14 protein-coding genes are annotated in these 15713 nt (G+C 42.8%); 11 read left to right on the top strand and 3 right to left on the bottom strand.

Annotation, left to right across the window (positions count from 1 at the left end; all coding sequences use genetic code 11):
• Positions 1–13: 13 nt before the first annotated feature.
• Positions 14–754, bottom strand: coding sequence for a FadR/GntR family transcriptional regulator (locus tag OCV37_RS18250; RefSeq protein WP_038178030.1), 741 nt, complete (start codon positions 752–754; stop codon positions 14–16).
• A 687-nt stretch (positions 755–1441) separates the two neighbouring features.
• Here OCV37_RS18250 and OCV37_RS18245 point away from each other — a divergent pair.
• From OCV37_RS18245 to OCV37_RS18195, 11 genes are all read left to right on the top strand, one after another.
• Positions 1442–3754 (top strand): two-partner secretion domain-containing protein, encoded by a 2313-nt coding sequence (locus OCV37_RS18245; RefSeq protein WP_038177961.1) that lies wholly within the window; start codon positions 1442–1444, stop codon positions 3752–3754.
• A gap of 69 nt (positions 3755–3823) precedes the next feature.
• The gene (locus OCV37_RS18240; protein ID WP_038177962.1) at positions 3824–6667 is read left to right on the top strand and encodes a DUF637 domain-containing protein; all 2844 of its coding nucleotides are present in this window, start codon (positions 3824–3826) and stop codon (positions 6665–6667) included.
• Between the two features lie 293 nt (positions 6668–6960).
• Positions 6961–7323 carry a hypothetical protein gene (locus OCV37_RS18235; RefSeq protein ID WP_261888151.1) on the top strand — a complete coding sequence of 121 codons (363 nt, stop codon included), beginning with the start codon at positions 6961–6963 and terminating at the stop codon, positions 7321–7323.
• Between the two features lie 194 nt (positions 7324–7517).
• Positions 7518–7922, top strand: a complete 405-nt coding sequence (locus OCV37_RS18230) for a hypothetical protein (protein ID WP_261888150.1) — start codon at positions 7518–7520, stop codon at positions 7920–7922.
• Between the two features lie 117 nt (positions 7923–8039).
• Positions 8040–8402 (top strand): hypothetical protein, encoded by a 363-nt coding sequence (locus OCV37_RS18225; RefSeq protein WP_261888149.1) that lies wholly within the window; start codon positions 8040–8042, stop codon positions 8400–8402.
• A gap of 57 nt (positions 8403–8459) precedes the next feature.
• Complete coding sequence (locus OCV37_RS18220; RefSeq protein ID WP_261888148.1) at positions 8460–8822, top strand: hypothetical protein; 363 nt, start codon at positions 8460–8462, stop codon at positions 8820–8822.
• 57 nt (positions 8823–8879) lie between these two features.
• Complete coding sequence (locus OCV37_RS18215) at positions 8880–9083, top strand: hypothetical protein (protein WP_261888147.1); 204 nt, start codon at positions 8880–8882, stop codon at positions 9081–9083.
• A 68-nt stretch (positions 9084–9151) separates the two neighbouring features.
• Positions 9152–10329 (top strand): IS3 family transposase gene (locus OCV37_RS18210; protein ID WP_261888146.1). Its coding sequence is split into 2 segments (ribosomal slippage): positions 9152–9419 and positions 9419–10329, totalling 1179 coding nucleotides; the frame shifts between segments, so codons are not numbered across the junction.
• Positions 10330–10571: 242 nt separating this feature from the next.
• Positions 10572–10934, top strand: a complete 363-nt coding sequence (locus tag OCV37_RS18205; RefSeq protein ID WP_261888145.1) for a hypothetical protein — start codon at positions 10572–10574, stop codon at positions 10932–10934.
• 177 nt (positions 10935–11111) lie between these two features.
• Positions 11112–11630, top strand: coding sequence for a GNAT family N-acetyltransferase (locus OCV37_RS18200; RefSeq protein WP_169739366.1), 519 nt, complete (start codon positions 11112–11114; stop codon positions 11628–11630).
• A 227-nt stretch (positions 11631–11857) separates the two neighbouring features.
• Entirely contained in the window at positions 11858–13957 is a 2100-nt protein-coding gene (locus OCV37_RS18195) for a TonB-dependent receptor (RefSeq protein WP_038181381.1), read from the top strand.
• 80 nt (positions 13958–14037) lie between these two features.
• On the opposite strand, the gene OCV37_RS18190 is transcribed toward OCV37_RS18195, so the two are convergent.
• Together OCV37_RS18190 and OCV37_RS18185 are read right to left on the bottom strand one after the other, a co-directional pair.
• The gene (locus OCV37_RS18190) at positions 14038–14874 is read right to left on the bottom strand and encodes a ferric iron reductase (protein ID WP_051680547.1); all 837 of its coding nucleotides are present in this window, start codon (positions 14872–14874) and stop codon (positions 14038–14040) included.
• On the bottom strand, positions 14867–15688 hold the full coding sequence (locus tag OCV37_RS18185) for an ABC transporter ATP-binding protein (protein WP_038181433.1): 822 nt from the start codon (positions 15686–15688) through the stop codon (positions 14867–14869). The genes OCV37_RS18190 and OCV37_RS18185 overlap by 8 nt, the downstream gene beginning before the upstream one ends.
• Between the last annotated feature and the right edge of the window lie 25 nt (positions 15689–15713).

Genomic DNA, 15713 nt, shown 5'->3' with positions numbered 1-15713 from the left:
TCCTATTCATTTCTTAGCTTGAATGTCGATCCAGACATTCCTGCAACAATAAGTAGTGGCGGCTAATCGATGCCTGAAGCTTGAGCGGTTCCCGGTTGATAATATGCTCGACGGTATGACGCCAGTTCTCTACCGTCTTACGCAGAAAATCAGGATCGTTGTAGAGGTTGTTATCATAAGAACCAAACCCTTGTTGCATCGCATGCATGACCCATTCAAAAATGGCGTTATTGGCCATTTCAGCCATCAGTACATTCAGTCTGCGATCGGCTTCTGCCAGTTCGCCAAAATCCAGACAAGGCCGGGCCGCGATATTTTCCAGATGCTCGACGCATGCTAGCATCTGCGACTTCTGCTTTTCTGTCGCTCGCGATACCGCGAACAGGGCAATGCTCTGATCGACACTTTCCCGGAACTCGGCTATCTCATAAGCATCGATATGTTTTTGTTTGAGAAACAAAGCCAAGGACTCGCTGATGTTCGAAACATCGACCTGTTTAATAAATGCGCCACCTTTAGGGCCTTTGCGTATTTCAATCAACCCTTTTTGTTTCAGCGCTCTGATCGCTTCTCTGATCACACCGCGTCCGGTACCAAACTGGATCTGTAATTCCCGCTCACTGGGAAGAGAATCACCGGGAAGTAAAGCCTCATTCAGAATGGCTGATTCGATCTGAAGCGCGATATCTTCACTTGCCCGCCCGACCTGAGCTGGCGTGAATAAATTGTCTGTTGTCGATCTATCTGCTGCCAAATTTCCACCCATATGATGTTGTTGTGTTTTTATTGGTACGACCAATATGCTAGCAATTTTAAGGGTTACTTTGCAAACTAGCTCAATTTAAGTAAAAAAATGCTCGTTTGGTACTACCATAAGAGTTATGCATATAACCATCTGATTTTCATGGTTAATATCTCAAGCCATTCCTTTCTCTTATGCGTTGTGGCTGAAGAGTCGATGCTGTTAAAAATTTTGGTATTTATTTTTAAAATCAATGAATTGAAAATATTTTTGATGTGTTTGTCGGTATGATTAAACATTTATTCAATTGAAGTGCTGTTGAGCTGAGTGTTCGAGTATTAAACATTGTGGATATTGCACAAGACCTTGAAGCTGAGCTGATGAAGACGCTATCAAAATAGTCTGTGGTATCCCGAATCGATGCAGGAGTAACATTCAGTCCTCAATGTCTGTCATTGTTGTTGATTCGATAACTTGGGGATTATTAAAAGGTGAATATAAACATTCGTCATTTGTGAGTCTTGTATCAAATATATAAAAAATATGACCGTTCTACTCAAAAATAATAATAAATATTTGTTTACATTTATATCAATGATATCATTCCCGACCTATATTTGTCATTTTCATGACATTTGTCTGTTTTTTAATCGTTATGGAAAGTTGATATAACTCAATATATTCACAATTGATAATGTATTGGTCGTTTCGATTTTTCTGGGTTTATTCAATTCCGGGGTCAGTGCTGGTTATATGTGTTCCTTGCAAAGTGTTCAATTATTTATCTGTGTACTGTTGCTATCTATTTTTAGACCAGCTTTTGGTCAGGTTGTCGCAGGAAACGAGAAGAGTGGTGCCGAACAAGTATCGGTGAGTCAACGTTCCAATCAATATTATATCCAAATTGCAAAAGCAAACGACTATGGTGTGTCATTGAACTATTTCGATAGCTTTGATACTCAGGGAAAAGATATTGTTCTACTTAATTCTCCTGTCATGAATGTTAAGGTGGCTCAGGCACCAGCACAAACAATTGTATTGATTGTTAATGATAGTCAGCTTGCCAGTATCAAAAATATTCGGGTGGAAGGTCATGCCGCTGATATTGTGCTTGCTGCTCCGAAAGGAATTCGTTGTGACGGTTGTTCAATCGCTAATGCTGAGCGCGTAACACTCGCGACCGGCACAATTAAGTCAGATTACGGTGAACTGGAAACAATTAAGATCACCAATGGCAGTATGGAAATTACCGGGAGTGGATTGACAGCTACCGATTTATCTTTACTCGATATTGCAGCGGGCCGTGTACTGGTGGATGCGCCATTCAGAACCAATATGAAAGGTATCGTCTCGACCCGGAATCATCAGCAGGTCAAAGAAATTGACGTGGCCGGAGAATTAGAAGTTTCGAACGGTGATGTACAAATTATCGTCGGGCAGAATCACTTCCGTTATTCAGACAGGCAATCGGATGCGTATTATAAGAATTTCTCTGTTAAAGAGTATGGTTCGATATATCCATTAGAAATTACCAATAAAGGAAAATTTGCTGTTGGTAACCTTCATCTTGAATCAACTTATGATAACGGTTCGCTTTTCGTCGGTGGTCAGATCAAGGCTCAGGGCGCTTGGGCTTATGTCGGGCGATATAATGATCAAAGTATTGTTCCGCTGGAATCGGTAAAAGTCAGATCGAACGGTAGTATTTATCTTTCCGATCAAATTATTGCTGCCAACCGGGTTGATATTGAGTCAACAGGACCTATTGAGGTTAAAGCTTTATCAGCGGGAAATAACTATTTATTGGATAGCATTTCTGCCGCTGAGGTGAATATTGCAGCTGTTGGCGCGATGAAAAATGCAGGGGCGATTGTTGCAGAATCAGTCTATGTTTCAGCACAAGAAATAACCAATGAAGGCGATATTGAGTCGACACGGGATTTATATCTCAATGGTAAATCTGGAGTGGTAAACCAGTATGGTGGTGTGATTCTTGGTGAAAACATTGAGCTGACATCTGAAAAGGATGTAATGAACGGTCAGCTTTATCCGTTCAAAGCCTCAAATTTTTGTGCCTATAGCCGAAGACTCATTATATCGGATCATTCACTAGAAACAGGTGGCAAAATATCTGTTCCACCATTTAAAGGATGTGGCAAAGTTGATGTTGATTCTCTTAGTGCTTATATATTGGGGCAGAACATTAAGATCGAAGCTCAAAATTTCACCAATGCCAATCCTTATGAAGTCTCAAGAAATGGTTATACAGATCCCGAACTGAAATTAGATTTTATCAAAAGTTCTCAGGTTGTTATTTCAGCGGAGTCCATTCTGGAGTTTCATCTTAAGGAGCGGCTTTGGAATATGTCAGCGATTGCAGAATCTTGGACAGGAAATGTCATTTTAGATGCACCGCTGATTGACAATGAACGATACCATATCTGGGCTGATACCTATAAAAAGGTTATCGGTGATCCAAATGGTACCCACACAGACCAATTTATTCAGTATATTAAAGTATTATCTCCACCGGCTCGATTGAATGTCGGCGGCAACCTTGTATTAAAAAGTAATATGTTTAGCAATGAACATAGTAGTGTTGAAGTCAGGAAAGATATTTCTGGATCGGTTTTTAATGTATGGATGGAAGGATTGAAGCTTCGGGATATTTTTGAACAAACAACAGCTCAGTATCACTCAAGAAGATATTGTACTAAACGTTTTTTCAGGCATTGTATCAGACACAATACGGAATATTGGAAAACTTCAAGCACTAAATTAACTAAAAATGAAGTTACAGCTGAATTTCCATTTATTTTTTATGTCGATGGGCATATCCATGAAGGTTTTGGCCGTGATTCGTATTCATTACAGGATGTGACATTCGGTCCTTACGCAACAGCTTATATGCCACCACCTTCACCAACACCTAAGCCAAGTAAATATGTGCCGATATTTAATGGAGAGACCACCATTTTCATTCCTAATCCTTCCTATCAGGAGGGCCAATGATGGCCAGTTGTCATCCTGTTTTTACAAGCATGATTCATATATTCAATGGTTTAGAATTTGGTAAGTAAAATGATGAAAAATAAAAAAATACCATTATGGCAAAGCCTGACCTCTAGTGTTCTATTGCCGGTACTTCTGACACACATGGCTTTTCCGGTTTATGCGGCAGCGCAGCAGCATGTTGCTCTGGAATCGATCACCAATTCTGTTGCCGCGTCAGCACGCTATCGACTACAAGAACAAGTACGGGATTACCTGTATGCAGGGGCGATAGAAAAAGATGAGCTGGCAATTTTTGACGGATTTGAATTCTTCTTTACTCAAATTAAAGCTTCTTATCCCGAGATGTTGTCTGCCTACCAAGGTGCAAATACTACTTTAGATGATATTCCGACCCGTTTTGGTACACCTTATGTTGAACGGGGAATCATCCGGGATCAGCTAATTCAACTGTTGAATAAGAGCTGGATTTCAGCGCCCGGCTATTCAAGCTATAACGAACAGACCAAAAAACTGTATGAGAATGCTGTCAGTTACGCAAAATCTGCAGGCAAGAAACTCGGTGAACTACTGAGCGAAGAACAAATTTCCCAGCTTCCTGCGGATATGATCTGGCCTGAAATCCGAGTTGTGAACGGGCATGAATATCTCGTTCCGTTTGTGTATCTGGTACCCAAAACCATTGAACAGCAGCGGTTGACTGAGTCTACATTGACAGCCGGATCGGCGGATATTCATACCAACTCATTCGTAGTTAATGGTGCACATGTTGATATTAAACATAAGGCACTTCTGGATATCACCCATGATTTTATTAATACCAAAGGAACAATTTCGGGTGGACAACTGACCATTCGTACGGGACGTGATTTACAAAATCTTTCTGGCACTATTACCGGGGATGATGTTTCTCTGATTGCTAACCGACTGGTCAATGACACTTTAGTCACTCGCCTCGATTATGGTCATGGTTATGCAGAAAGTTTTGACCAGATTGGTTCGATTGTTTCACTGGGTGATCTGAATATTCGGACTTCTTCTGATGTGCTCAGTCACGGCGGTCAATTCTCTGCGCAGGGTGATTTAAAGATCCGCTCTGAAGGCAACATTATTCTTGTACCTCAAGTGACGAAAAGTGATCGTAAAGAATCTGGCCAGCATTGGTCAGAAAGCGAATCGTCACTGGTTAACCTGCAAACCCACCTTTCTGCTATTGATACATTGTCGTTGATCTCCGGTGGAGAAGTTTACATTGAAGGTGCCGTACTAGAAAGTCAGGGGTTATTAGAAATTCTCGCAGCACACGGTATTACTCTAAAAAGTGCGGCGGATATGCATTCTTTTGACAGCCGTTTTCAAGCTGAAAGCGGTGGTATGTTCGGAACCAAAGAAAGTGAGTCCGAGAGTCGCAATGAAGCTGAGATCGTCAGAACTTTATTGAAAGCCGGGCAGAGTCTGGTGTTACGGACCTTACAGGGTAATGTTTTGCTTGAAGCTGTTACGGTTGATAGTCTAGGTATTTCCAAAATTATTGCTGATAATGGCGAAATTGACTTCGAACTGGCGAAGCTGCTTGATACTTATAGTTATGAGCACTCCTACGATGGGGCATTAGCGTTCCGTCATCGGGCACACGGTCATCAACGTGAAGTTGCTTACTATTCCGAGTTTATTAATTCCGGCGGCATTATGCTTGATGCTTATAATGGTGTCCGGATTCAATATGCTGGAGATAAACATAATTTAGATTCGACATTAGCAACACTGGCCCAGTCACCAGAGCTAGCGTGGATGCAAGATATCCGTAATGATCCTTCTTTGAATGTGAACTGGCAAGAAGTGCAGTTGGTCATGGAAGAATGGGATTATGACCAATCTGGGCTGACTCCGGCAGGAATGGCAGTTATTGCTATTGCAATGGCAATAGCAACGGGAGGGGCTAGTTCTCCTGTGATTGCTGGGGAAGGGCCCCTTTATACAGCGATAAATGCCGGAATCCATGCACTGGCAAATCAGGCGATGACTAGTCTTGTGGATAATGGTTTTGATTTCACCGCAACATTGAAGGATCTGTCATCAAGAAAGACAATTGTTTCGCTAGCGATAACAATGGTTTCTGCAGGTGTAATCAAAGAAGTTGACGCGCATCTGTTTACTGAGGGGACAAATGCTGCAAAAGTCTTTCAGGATGCTACTACGGTAAATATTGCCAGTAATAGTATTGAAGCTCAGGCTATTCAGGCTATTGTTCACTCGGTAGTCAATGCTAGTGTTAAGACTGTTATTGAGGGAGGAAATTTGGATGATTTTGCGGATACATTCATTACTAATACTAACTCTTCAATGGTGTCAATTGTCGGTGCTTCCTTAGCAGATAAAATAAGTGATGCGGCTGGCCATAAAGGTATTACTCCTACTAACCCAACAGGTAAACCACAAATAGATGCTGCTGTGGAGTATGTTGCTCATGCTGGTTTGGGTTGTGGGATAGGATTAATGTCTAAAGGGATTAATGGCGCTTTTGATCACTCTGAATATGCGGAAGGATGTGCTACAGGCATGGCTGGTGGGGTTATTAGCGAATATATTGCTGATCACTATACTGGTGCTATTGTTAAAACGGATCAAATGTTAAAAAAATGGACGAGAAGTGTATTTGGTTTTATGACTTTCTGTCCTAAAAATATTGAGAAACTAGTTGATTTAATGCACGAGCAAGCAATTGATCTTCCAAAATATAGTGCAGCTGCGGCTTTTTGGGCTTTTAATATTGATAGCAGTATTGCAGAGCAAACCGCAAATAATGCCATTCAAAAAAATGCATTGTACCTTCTTGCACTCGCATCTGATGGAGATGCTGGTAAGATTGAGACAAGCGGTGATGACGATGATTCTTGCATAATAGAGTTCTAGTTGACAGCGTGCATACGCTAATAATGAGAGAGAGGGGTCATGAATATTCATTGATCCCTCTCTTTTTACATAGGCATTATCTTATTTTGTATCCTAACTTGAGATTTTTCGTTTCTGTGATATTCAGTGAAGGCATAGGATATACATGAAGATGTGTAGTAAGTCAGAAATTAAGGTGACAGGGAAGGATCTGTATGGCGTCTATAAAGGTATTGATATTCGCTTAGTGCAAGATGTGAATACAGGAGAGATTAGGACAATCCATCCGACTTGGGATCAATAAGGGGGGACCAATGGATCATTTCGAATGGGAGCTTGAGAAGATATACAGGAATGAATATTTTGATGAAGCCTCCTATATTAATATCGAGAACTTTCTACAAGAGCATCCTTCTTATGTGGATTTCTTTGTACAGAAGCTGGCATCAGAGCCGGAGAATATGGAAGTTTTATACCTGATTATTATCGACATTGTTCCTTTAGACTGCTGTATCAAATATGCCTTAGAATGTGTAGGCTGGACATATGAAGAGTTCGCTGAATCTCATTATAGTTGGTACAAAGACAGAGAAAGCTTTTCACCAATGACGCGTGAAGCGTATGAGCAATGGCTGACGAAGCAGATGATTAAAGAAGGCCGGGCATCGTTGCATTGATGGGCAAAGCGCGTTTTATCTTGATCCATCCGACTTGGAATCAATAAGGAGAATCAATGGATTGTACTGAACTTAAATGATTCGGTTCTTACACCCGCTGATATGATAAAATATCTACAGCGTTATCCTGTTCATGGCTTAGAACACATTTATTTAATAAAAGGTAATAAAGTTACTTTAATAAGGTATTAAAAATGTCAGTATCATTGAACTTAGAAATAGCCGAAGGTTTCCATGCCAAAGATGTTTTTCAAGTTTTTGAAACAATTGATGGTGTTGAATGGGGTAAAAATGAAAAATCCTCTAGTCTATATTTTACTCACACCAATACAAATATTTTTATTGAGATGGAACCGACTAGAAAAAATATAATGGCAGAGGACACGGAGGATCTTAATTGGCAAGTTGCTATGAGAATCTTTTTTTATATTGACCTAGGCCATCATCATGCTTTGGATGATGTAAAAAAATTTATAATTAACTTGTCAAATATGACACCTATTTTGTTTGCTTTATCTTTGCATTTTGAGTCTCTATATGCAGTGAGAGATCAAAATGGATTAAGGCTGATGGGGGGATTTTTGCCCAATGACGCGTGAAGCGTATGAGCAATGGCTGACAAAGCAGATGATTAAAGAAGGTCGGGCATCGTTACATTGATGGGCAAAGCGCGTTTTATCTTGATCCATCCGACTTGGGATCAATAAGGAGAACCAATGGATCATTTCGAATTGAGGCTTGAGAATCTATACCGTAGTGAATATTTTGATGAGGGTTCCTATGCGCTTATTGAGGATTTGCTACAGGAGCGACCTTCTTATGTGGATTTCTTTGTACAGAAGCTGGCATCAGAGCCGGAGAATATGGAAGTTTTATACCTGATTATTATCGACATTGTTCCTTTAGACTGCTGTATCAAATATGCCTTAGAATGTGTAGGCTGGACATATGAAGAGTTCGCTGAATCTCATTATAGTTGGTACAAAGACAGAGAAAGCTTTTCACCAATGACGCGTGAAGCGTATGAGCAATGGCTGACGAAGCAGATGATTAAAGAAGGCCGGGCATCGTTGCATTGATGGGCAAAGCGCGTTTTATCTTGATCCATCCGACTTGGGATCAATAAGGGGGAACCAATGGATCATTTCGAATGGAAGCTTGAGAAGATATACAGGAATGAATATTTTGATGAAGCCTCCTATGTTAATATCGATGACTTTCTACAAGAGCATCCTTCCTATGTGGATTTATTTGTACAGAAGCTGGCATCAGAGCCGGAGAATATGGAGGTTTTATACCTGATTATTATCCAAATCGTTCCTTTAGACTGCTGTATCAAACATGCCTTAGAGTGTGAAGACTGGACATATGAAGACTTTGTTGAATGTAAATTTAGTTGGTACAAAGACAGAGAAAGCTTTTCACCAATGACGCGTGAAGAATATGAGCAATGGCTGACGAAGCAGATGATTAAAGAAGGCCGGGCATCGTTGCATTGATGGGCAAAGCGCGTTTTATCTTGATCCATCCGACTTGGGATCAATAAGGGGGAACCAATGGATCATTTCGAATGGGATCTTGAGCAGCTATACAGGAGTGAATATTTTGATGAAGCCTCCTATATGGTTATCGATGACTTTCTACAAGAGCATCCTTCTTATGTGGATTTATTTGTACAGAAGCTGGCATCAGAGCCGGAGAATATGGAGGTTTTATACCTGATTATTATCCAAATCGTTCCTTTTGTAGTGGTACTGTAGTGGTACGGTGAATTTGGCCACCTGATTAGAGGTGTTAAAATACACCTCATAGCATGACAGGTGAAACTATGACCAAGCGTACCAGACGCACTTTCAGTGCGGAATTCAAACTCGAAGCAGCGCAACTTGTTCTCGATCAAAACTACACCGTTGTTGAAGCTGCAAAAGCCATGGGTGTTGGTAAATCGACAATGGATAAGTGGGTAAGGCAGCTCAAGCAAGAAAAAAAGGGAATGACTCCTCAAGCCTCACCAATGACACCAGAGCAAATTGAGATACGAGAGCTAAAGAAGAAACTTGCACGTCTTGAAGAGCACAATGAAATATTAAAAAAGGCTACCGCTCTCTTGATGTCGGACTCACTGAACAACTCTCGATAATCGAGAAACTCAAGCAGAGCTTTAGCGTAACAACCCTGTGTCATGTGTTCAGTGTCCACCGCAGCAGTTACAAATACTGGCGTTGTCGCCCTAAGAGGGTTTCTCCAGAGTTGGTGAAACTAAAGAGTCTCATTAAAGAAGTTCATACGGCAAGCAACGGCTCTGCTGGTGCGAGAAGCATTGCCGACATGGTGACGGCCCAAGGTGTAAAACTGACACGTTATCGAGCTTCTAAGATAATGAAATTATTAGGGTTGTTCAGCTGCCAAACACCGAAGCACCGATATCGAAAGGCATCACAAGAGCACGTAGAGATCCCAAACCATCTGTCTCGACAATTTGCCGTTACCACTCCCAACCAAGTCTGGGTCGGTGATGTGACGTATGTCTGGACGGGACAACGCTGGATGTATCTTGCTGTTGTCATCGACCTGTTCGCGAGAAAGCCAATTGGTTGGGCGATGTCAGTATCGCCTGATAGTAAGTTGACAGGGAAAGCACTCTCTATGGCGTTTGAATCACGAGGTAAGCCCAAAGGCGTGATGTTCCACAGCGACCAAGGAAGTCATTACACCAGTCGTTCTTATCGGCAACTGTTGTGGCGTTATCAAATTAAGCAAAGCTTATCTAGGCGAGGTAATTGTTGGGACAATAGCCCGATGGAGCGGTTCTTCAGAAGTCTAAAGACAGAATGGATACCGGTGTCGGGTTATAGGAGTTTTAGCGAAGCAAGACAGCATATAACTCGTTACATCACAGGTTATTACAGCCAACTTAGGCCCCATCAATATAATGGTGGGCTGACACCCAATGAGTCTGAGCGACTGTATTGGAAAAACTCTAAAACCGTGGCCAATTTTAGTTGACCACTACATTTAGACTGCTGTATCAAACATGCCTTAGAGTGTGAAGACTGGACATATGAAGACTTTGTTGAATGTAAATTTAGTTGGTACAAAGACAGAGAAAGCTTTTCACCAATGACGCGTGAAGCGTATGAGCAATGGCTGACAAAGCAGATGATTAAAGAAGGTCGGGCATCGTTACATTGATGGGCAAAGCGCGTTTTATCTTGATCCATCCGACTTGGGATCAATAAGGAGAACCAATGGATCATTTCGAATTGAGGCTTGAGAAGCTATACCGGAGTGAGTATTTTGATGAAGCTTCCTATAGGGTTATCGAGAACTTTCTACAAGAGCATCCTTCTTATGTGGATTTCTTTGTACAGAAGCTGGCATCAGAGCCGGAGAATATGGAAGTTTTATACCTGATTATTATCGACATTGTTCCTTTAGACTGCTGTATCAAATATGCCTTAGAATGTGAAGACTGGACATATCAAGATTTCGCTGAATCTCATTATAGTTGGTACAAAGACAGAGAAAGCTTTTCACCAATGACGCGTGAAGAGTATGAGCAATGGCTGACGAAGCAGATGATTAAAGAAGGCCGGGCATCGTTGCAGTAATGTGCAAAAAGCCAATCACAATTTTGAGCACTACCCAATTTTGTGGTTGGCTTTTTTTACACCTGTCACTGAAGGTTTTGTAAACCTTCCGACTGCAATCATCACAAACCCTATTGACATCCGACCCTCGTTCCCAGTAGAAATATTGTTCACATTTAAAATCAAGGCATTATCAACGTGACGATTGAATGGCAAACCCAACGGTTGAACATGAGACAAATCAATGCCACCGATTGGGATTTTTTTTACTTCCTGCAAACCGACCCGGCAACAATTCAATACAGCTTTAACCGCCGTACAGAGGCGCACATTCGGCAGCGATTCGAATCTCGTTTACCGCTGTGGACACCGACATCTGAGTTTTGGCTATGCCTGATGTTGCAAGAAATCGCCACCGATCGGCTTGTCGGACTCACCGGATTTTATTTGAATGATGGTGTAGCTGAGTTGGGTTATATGATTGCGCCGCACGATACGGGGAAGGGGTATGCAACCGAGTCTTTAAATGGTTTGCTGGAATTTGCCGACTACTGTGGGATTTACCGTTTTCAAGCCAATGTCACCGCGGGGAATCATGCCTCTGAACGGGTATTGTTAAAATGCGGTTTTCACTGTGACGAAGTCGTCGAGAAAGATGTCGAAATCGGTGGCGCGCTGTATGACGACCTGATTTATAGAAAAGTGAGTAGTGGCTGATTATGCCGCGGGTCCGGGTCAATTCAGAAGGGGCGACTTGGTAGGCAGCCGCGCTCCTGACGGACACCATTTGCTGTGTAATTAGCACATTTCATTCAAGATCAAGCACGAGGTCAGAAAAGACAAAAGCGGGGAAGGGGATGTTCTTTTTTAATATTATTTATAGAAATGATAATAATTATCATTATAATGCGCATTGTAAATAAAAAAGAACAAGGCAGTCTGAAATGAACACATTGAATACAAAGCTTTGGTTACCGATATCGGTTGCCGCCTTTATCCCCATTGATGCAGTCGCTCAAGAGCAACAGGCGGAAACGATGGTCGTGACGTCGAGCCGGACTCACTTGGCTCAGGAAGACTTTTCACAAGTTGTCACGATTATCACGTCAGAACAAATTGAACAGCAACTCGCCATTACCAGTGATAGTTCTCAGGTATTATCCAGCCTATTGCCAGCCTATTCACCAAATACCCAGAAACTCAACAATAGTAGTCAGACATTCAGAGGACGGTCAGTTCTGTATATGATTGATGGTGTGCCTCAGTCGAACCCATTACGGGAGGGGAGTCGTTCAGCGCATACGATTGATTTGTCGATGGTCGAAAGAATTGAAGTCATTCATGGTGCGACTGCGATTCACGGACTGGGGGCGACAGGGGCCATTATTAACTTTATCACTAAATCTAATAATGTCAGTGAACCCCTGAAACAGCATTTTGATGTGCAATTAACAACGCCAACGAACCACTCAGATACGGATTCACTCGCTTATCGTGCAAGTTATAACGCGAAAGGCGCTCAAGATAATTGGGACTACTTAGTCGGACTCACTGGCGATATTCAGGGGATTTACGAAGACGCTAATGGTCGGGATGTCGGCTCGGCGACAGTTCGCGGGGACATGATGGACTCTCGTAGCTATGACGGATTTGTCAAATTAGGCTATTGGTTTAGCGACAGTCAAAACCTGCAATTGGCTGTGAACCGGTATCAAATCAAAGGACAAATGAACTATACCGGTGTGTCTGGAGATCGGGAAAAAGGAATTGCGACGTCTTCTGTGAAAAAGACCCCGGTTGGCGAAGCGCCCTTTAACGACGTACAAACCTACAGTTTGGTTTATACCGACACTGACTTTTCTGGTATGTCTTTAACCGCCCAAACATTTTATCAAAGCTTTGAAGGACGTTACGGGGCAACAAAATCATCCAGTTTCCAAGATCCAAGCACAACGGAAAAGATTTACGACCAGTCCCAAAATGAATCGGATAAGGTGGGTGCCAAGTTCAGTCTGTCAAGGGAAGGGTTATTTGATCAAACCGTGAATCTGACCGGGGGAATCGACCTTTTAAGAGACACCACGAGTCAGAATCTCATTTTGACGGGACGGACGTATGTGCCAGAGACTACATATTACAATTATGCGCCTTTCCTACAGCTAGAATATAAACCGTTCGAGCGTTTGGTGCTTCAGGCCGGTGCGCGATATGAGCATGCAAAACTGAAAGTTCCGACTTATCAGACAGTTGCTGCTCAAAATGGCGTAACCGTTAACGGTGGCTCACCGAGCTTTGACAAGACGGTATATAACGCCGGCGCTGTGTTGAAGTTGACGCCAAGTGTCAGTGTCTTTGCCAACTACTCTCAAGGGTTTGGTATGCCGGATGTCGGGCGAGTACTTCGTGGTGTCAATAAAACCGGGCAAGATGTCGATCATTTGATAGACCTCTCTCCGATCATCACTGATAACTATGAAGGTGGTTTGCGTCTCCATCACAACCGGGTTGATTTTGAAATCAGTTACTATGAGTCAATATCAAAACTAGGGAGCCGTATTGTTGAAAATGACGGTTTATACACGGTCAGCCGAGAAAGGAAAGAAATCAAAGGTGTTGAAGCAACATTGGGCTATCAGTTCAACGCGCAGCATAAATTTGTGACAGGTTATTCTTATATTGAAGGAAAATCAGACACGGATGGTGATGGCAGCGTTGATACCAGACTGACGGGGGCTGACATCCCACCGAATCGTTTACGAGTGGCCTGGACGGCACAGTGGACCGACGATCTTTCAACCATGCTACAGGCGAATCATAATTTTGACAGAACCTTTGATGACGAGGCGCTCAATTTTGATGGTTACACACTAGTGGATGCCTCAATGGGATACACGCTACCAGTCGGGACGTTAAAAGTGTCTGTGGCTAACCTGCTCAACGAAGATTATTATACTTACTATTCACAAAGTGCTTATAAGAATGATGATTTTTATTTTAAAGGTCGGGGTCGGACGCTCACGATTGGATATGGTCTAAACTTCTAAGCATTGCATCGTCTGACACGCTATCTTCACTCAACGGAGATGGCGTGTTGTTACGTTTTATCGCTGATCACTGCTTTTGATCACTGCTTTTCTTGACCGGTTTTCTTTGACCTTTCTTTTGCCTTTCCTTTACACAGCAGCGGGCAATTACCACAGAATATCTTGGGCTCGGTTGCCTTATAGTAATAGCAACACGTCCGCCGAATCCTGACTGGTTCTGATTGGTGGTCGGGAATGGATTTATCCGCGTAATAGCGGGCGATCGGATTGGTCGGCGTATTGTATATTTCCGTGGTGCTCTGATTGAGTAAATAGGACAAATCAGCTTGTGCGAGCGTCATTTGTTGGTTGTGGCAAAGGCTGGGCATGATGCGTCTTTCATAAATGCCGAAAATACGCACGGCAACGTTCTCCCACAAGACGGCTTGCGGCACACGGGTTAAGCGGTGGAATTGACTGACTAATAAGGACAAATTGCCTTGCAAGGCTTGCGTTAACAATCTTTGACGCCAAGTGTCTCGCTCTGGCGATTGAATAGGCGATGGGAAGTCAGACGGCAAGCTGACCTGGATATGTTTAAGTGGCATGTTGGAACGCCACAATCGGTTTTCTAACGGGTATTCAAAAATGCAATTCTCAATCGAGACATCTAATCCCTTGTTGTAACAAGACATTGCATAAAGCATGGGCGCTAAGGTGAGAAAAGCGATGCGTTTGATAACCAGAGAAGCGGTCACCTTTAAGTCTGGTGCACCAATTTCAGGCTGGATTTGTTTGAGCACGTCAAGGCATGTGTCATCGTTCAAGAGCGCGCAGGTATCAATCGATGGTAAAGCCGCACTGTGACTGTCTCTTAGACCGAGTCCGCCCAATTTATCCCATTCATCACGGCTGAAGGCCGGGTTGTTGCTATGCATGATTGATGTCATTTGAAATACAGCGTCCTTTACCATATGGGATACACATCGGGGTACCAAACAGAGGATCCTGCATGATATGGCATTTCATACCAAACACCGTTTCAACCAGATGGACATCGAGAATCTCTTCGGGAGCGCCCTGACGAAAAATTGCCCCATCCTTTATCGCAATCATTTGGTGGGCATAACGGCAGGCTAAGTTGAGATCATGCAGGACCATCACAATGGTTGTCTGTTGTTTCTGGTTCAGTTCATACAACAGATCCAAAATTTCGATTTGATGGGTGAGATCTAAATAAGTTGTCGGCTCATCAAGTAACAAGATATCGGTATCTTGTGCCAAAGCCATGGCTATCCACGCTCGTTGACGCTGACCGCCGGACAGAGAAGCGACGGGGCGTTGGGCGAATGACAGCATATGGGTATCGACCAAGGCCTGATGTACCAGCCGTTCATCTGCTTCACGCCAGTTTTGTAACCAGTTTTGATGGGGGTAGCGTCCTTGTCTGACTAATTGTTCGACAGATAGCCCTTCCGGCGCTACGGGACCTTGTGGCAGAATCGCCAGTCGTCGAGCCACCTCTTTACCGGACTGTTTGTTCAGGTGCTTATCATAGAGAAAGATGTCGCCTGCTTGTGGTTTGAGCAGACGTGCCAGTGACTTGAGTAGGGTCGATTTACCACAACCATTTCCCCCGACCAGAACGGTGATCTGATGAGGTTGAACCGCGAAATCAAGCCCGTTGATAATTGGTTTTTTTCCATAGCCAAGTAACAGGCTTTTTGTGGTTAATGGCGATGTTGTTTGCAAAGAAGCCACCTATTTCTGTTGGATA

The sequence above is a fragment of the Vibrio rhizosphaerae genome, from assembly GCF_024347095.1.
Taxonomy (GTDB): domain Bacteria; phylum Pseudomonadota; class Gammaproteobacteria; order Enterobacterales; family Vibrionaceae; genus Vibrio; species Vibrio rhizosphaerae.
The sequence above is the reverse complement of the archived record's forward strand: the minus strand, read 5'-3'. Positions and strand labels throughout refer to the sequence as shown.

Bases quoted from the DNA above. Each gene is read 5' to 3' on its own strand.
- OCV37_RS18220 (WP_261888148.1), top strand. From the start codon at position 8,460: ATGGATCATTTCGAATGGAAGCTTGAGAAGATATACAGGAATGAATAT.
- OCV37_RS18215 (WP_261888147.1), top strand. From the start codon at position 8,880: ATGGATCATTTCGAATGGGATCTTGAGCAGCTATACAGGAGTGAATAT.
- OCV37_RS18190 (WP_051680547.1), bottom strand. From the start codon at position 14,874: ATGCATAGCAACAACCCGGCCTTCAGCCGTGATGAATGGGATAAATTG.
- OCV37_RS18235 (WP_261888151.1), top strand. From the start codon at position 6,961: ATGGATCATTTCGAATGGGAGCTTGAGAAGATATACAGGAATGAATAT.
- OCV37_RS18230 (WP_261888150.1), top strand. From the start codon at position 7,518: ATGTCAGTATCATTGAACTTAGAAATAGCCGAAGGTTTCCATGCCAAA.
- OCV37_RS18205 (WP_261888145.1), top strand. From the start codon at position 10,572: ATGGATCATTTCGAATTGAGGCTTGAGAAGCTATACCGGAGTGAGTAT.
- OCV37_RS18240 (WP_038177962.1), top strand. From the start codon at position 3,824: ATGATGAAAAATAAAAAAATACCATTATGGCAAAGCCTGACCTCTAGT.
- OCV37_RS18195 (WP_038181381.1), top strand. From the start codon at position 11,858: ATGAACACATTGAATACAAAGCTTTGGTTACCGATATCGGTTGCCGCC.
- OCV37_RS18225 (WP_261888149.1), top strand. From the start codon at position 8,040: ATGGATCATTTCGAATTGAGGCTTGAGAATCTATACCGTAGTGAATAT.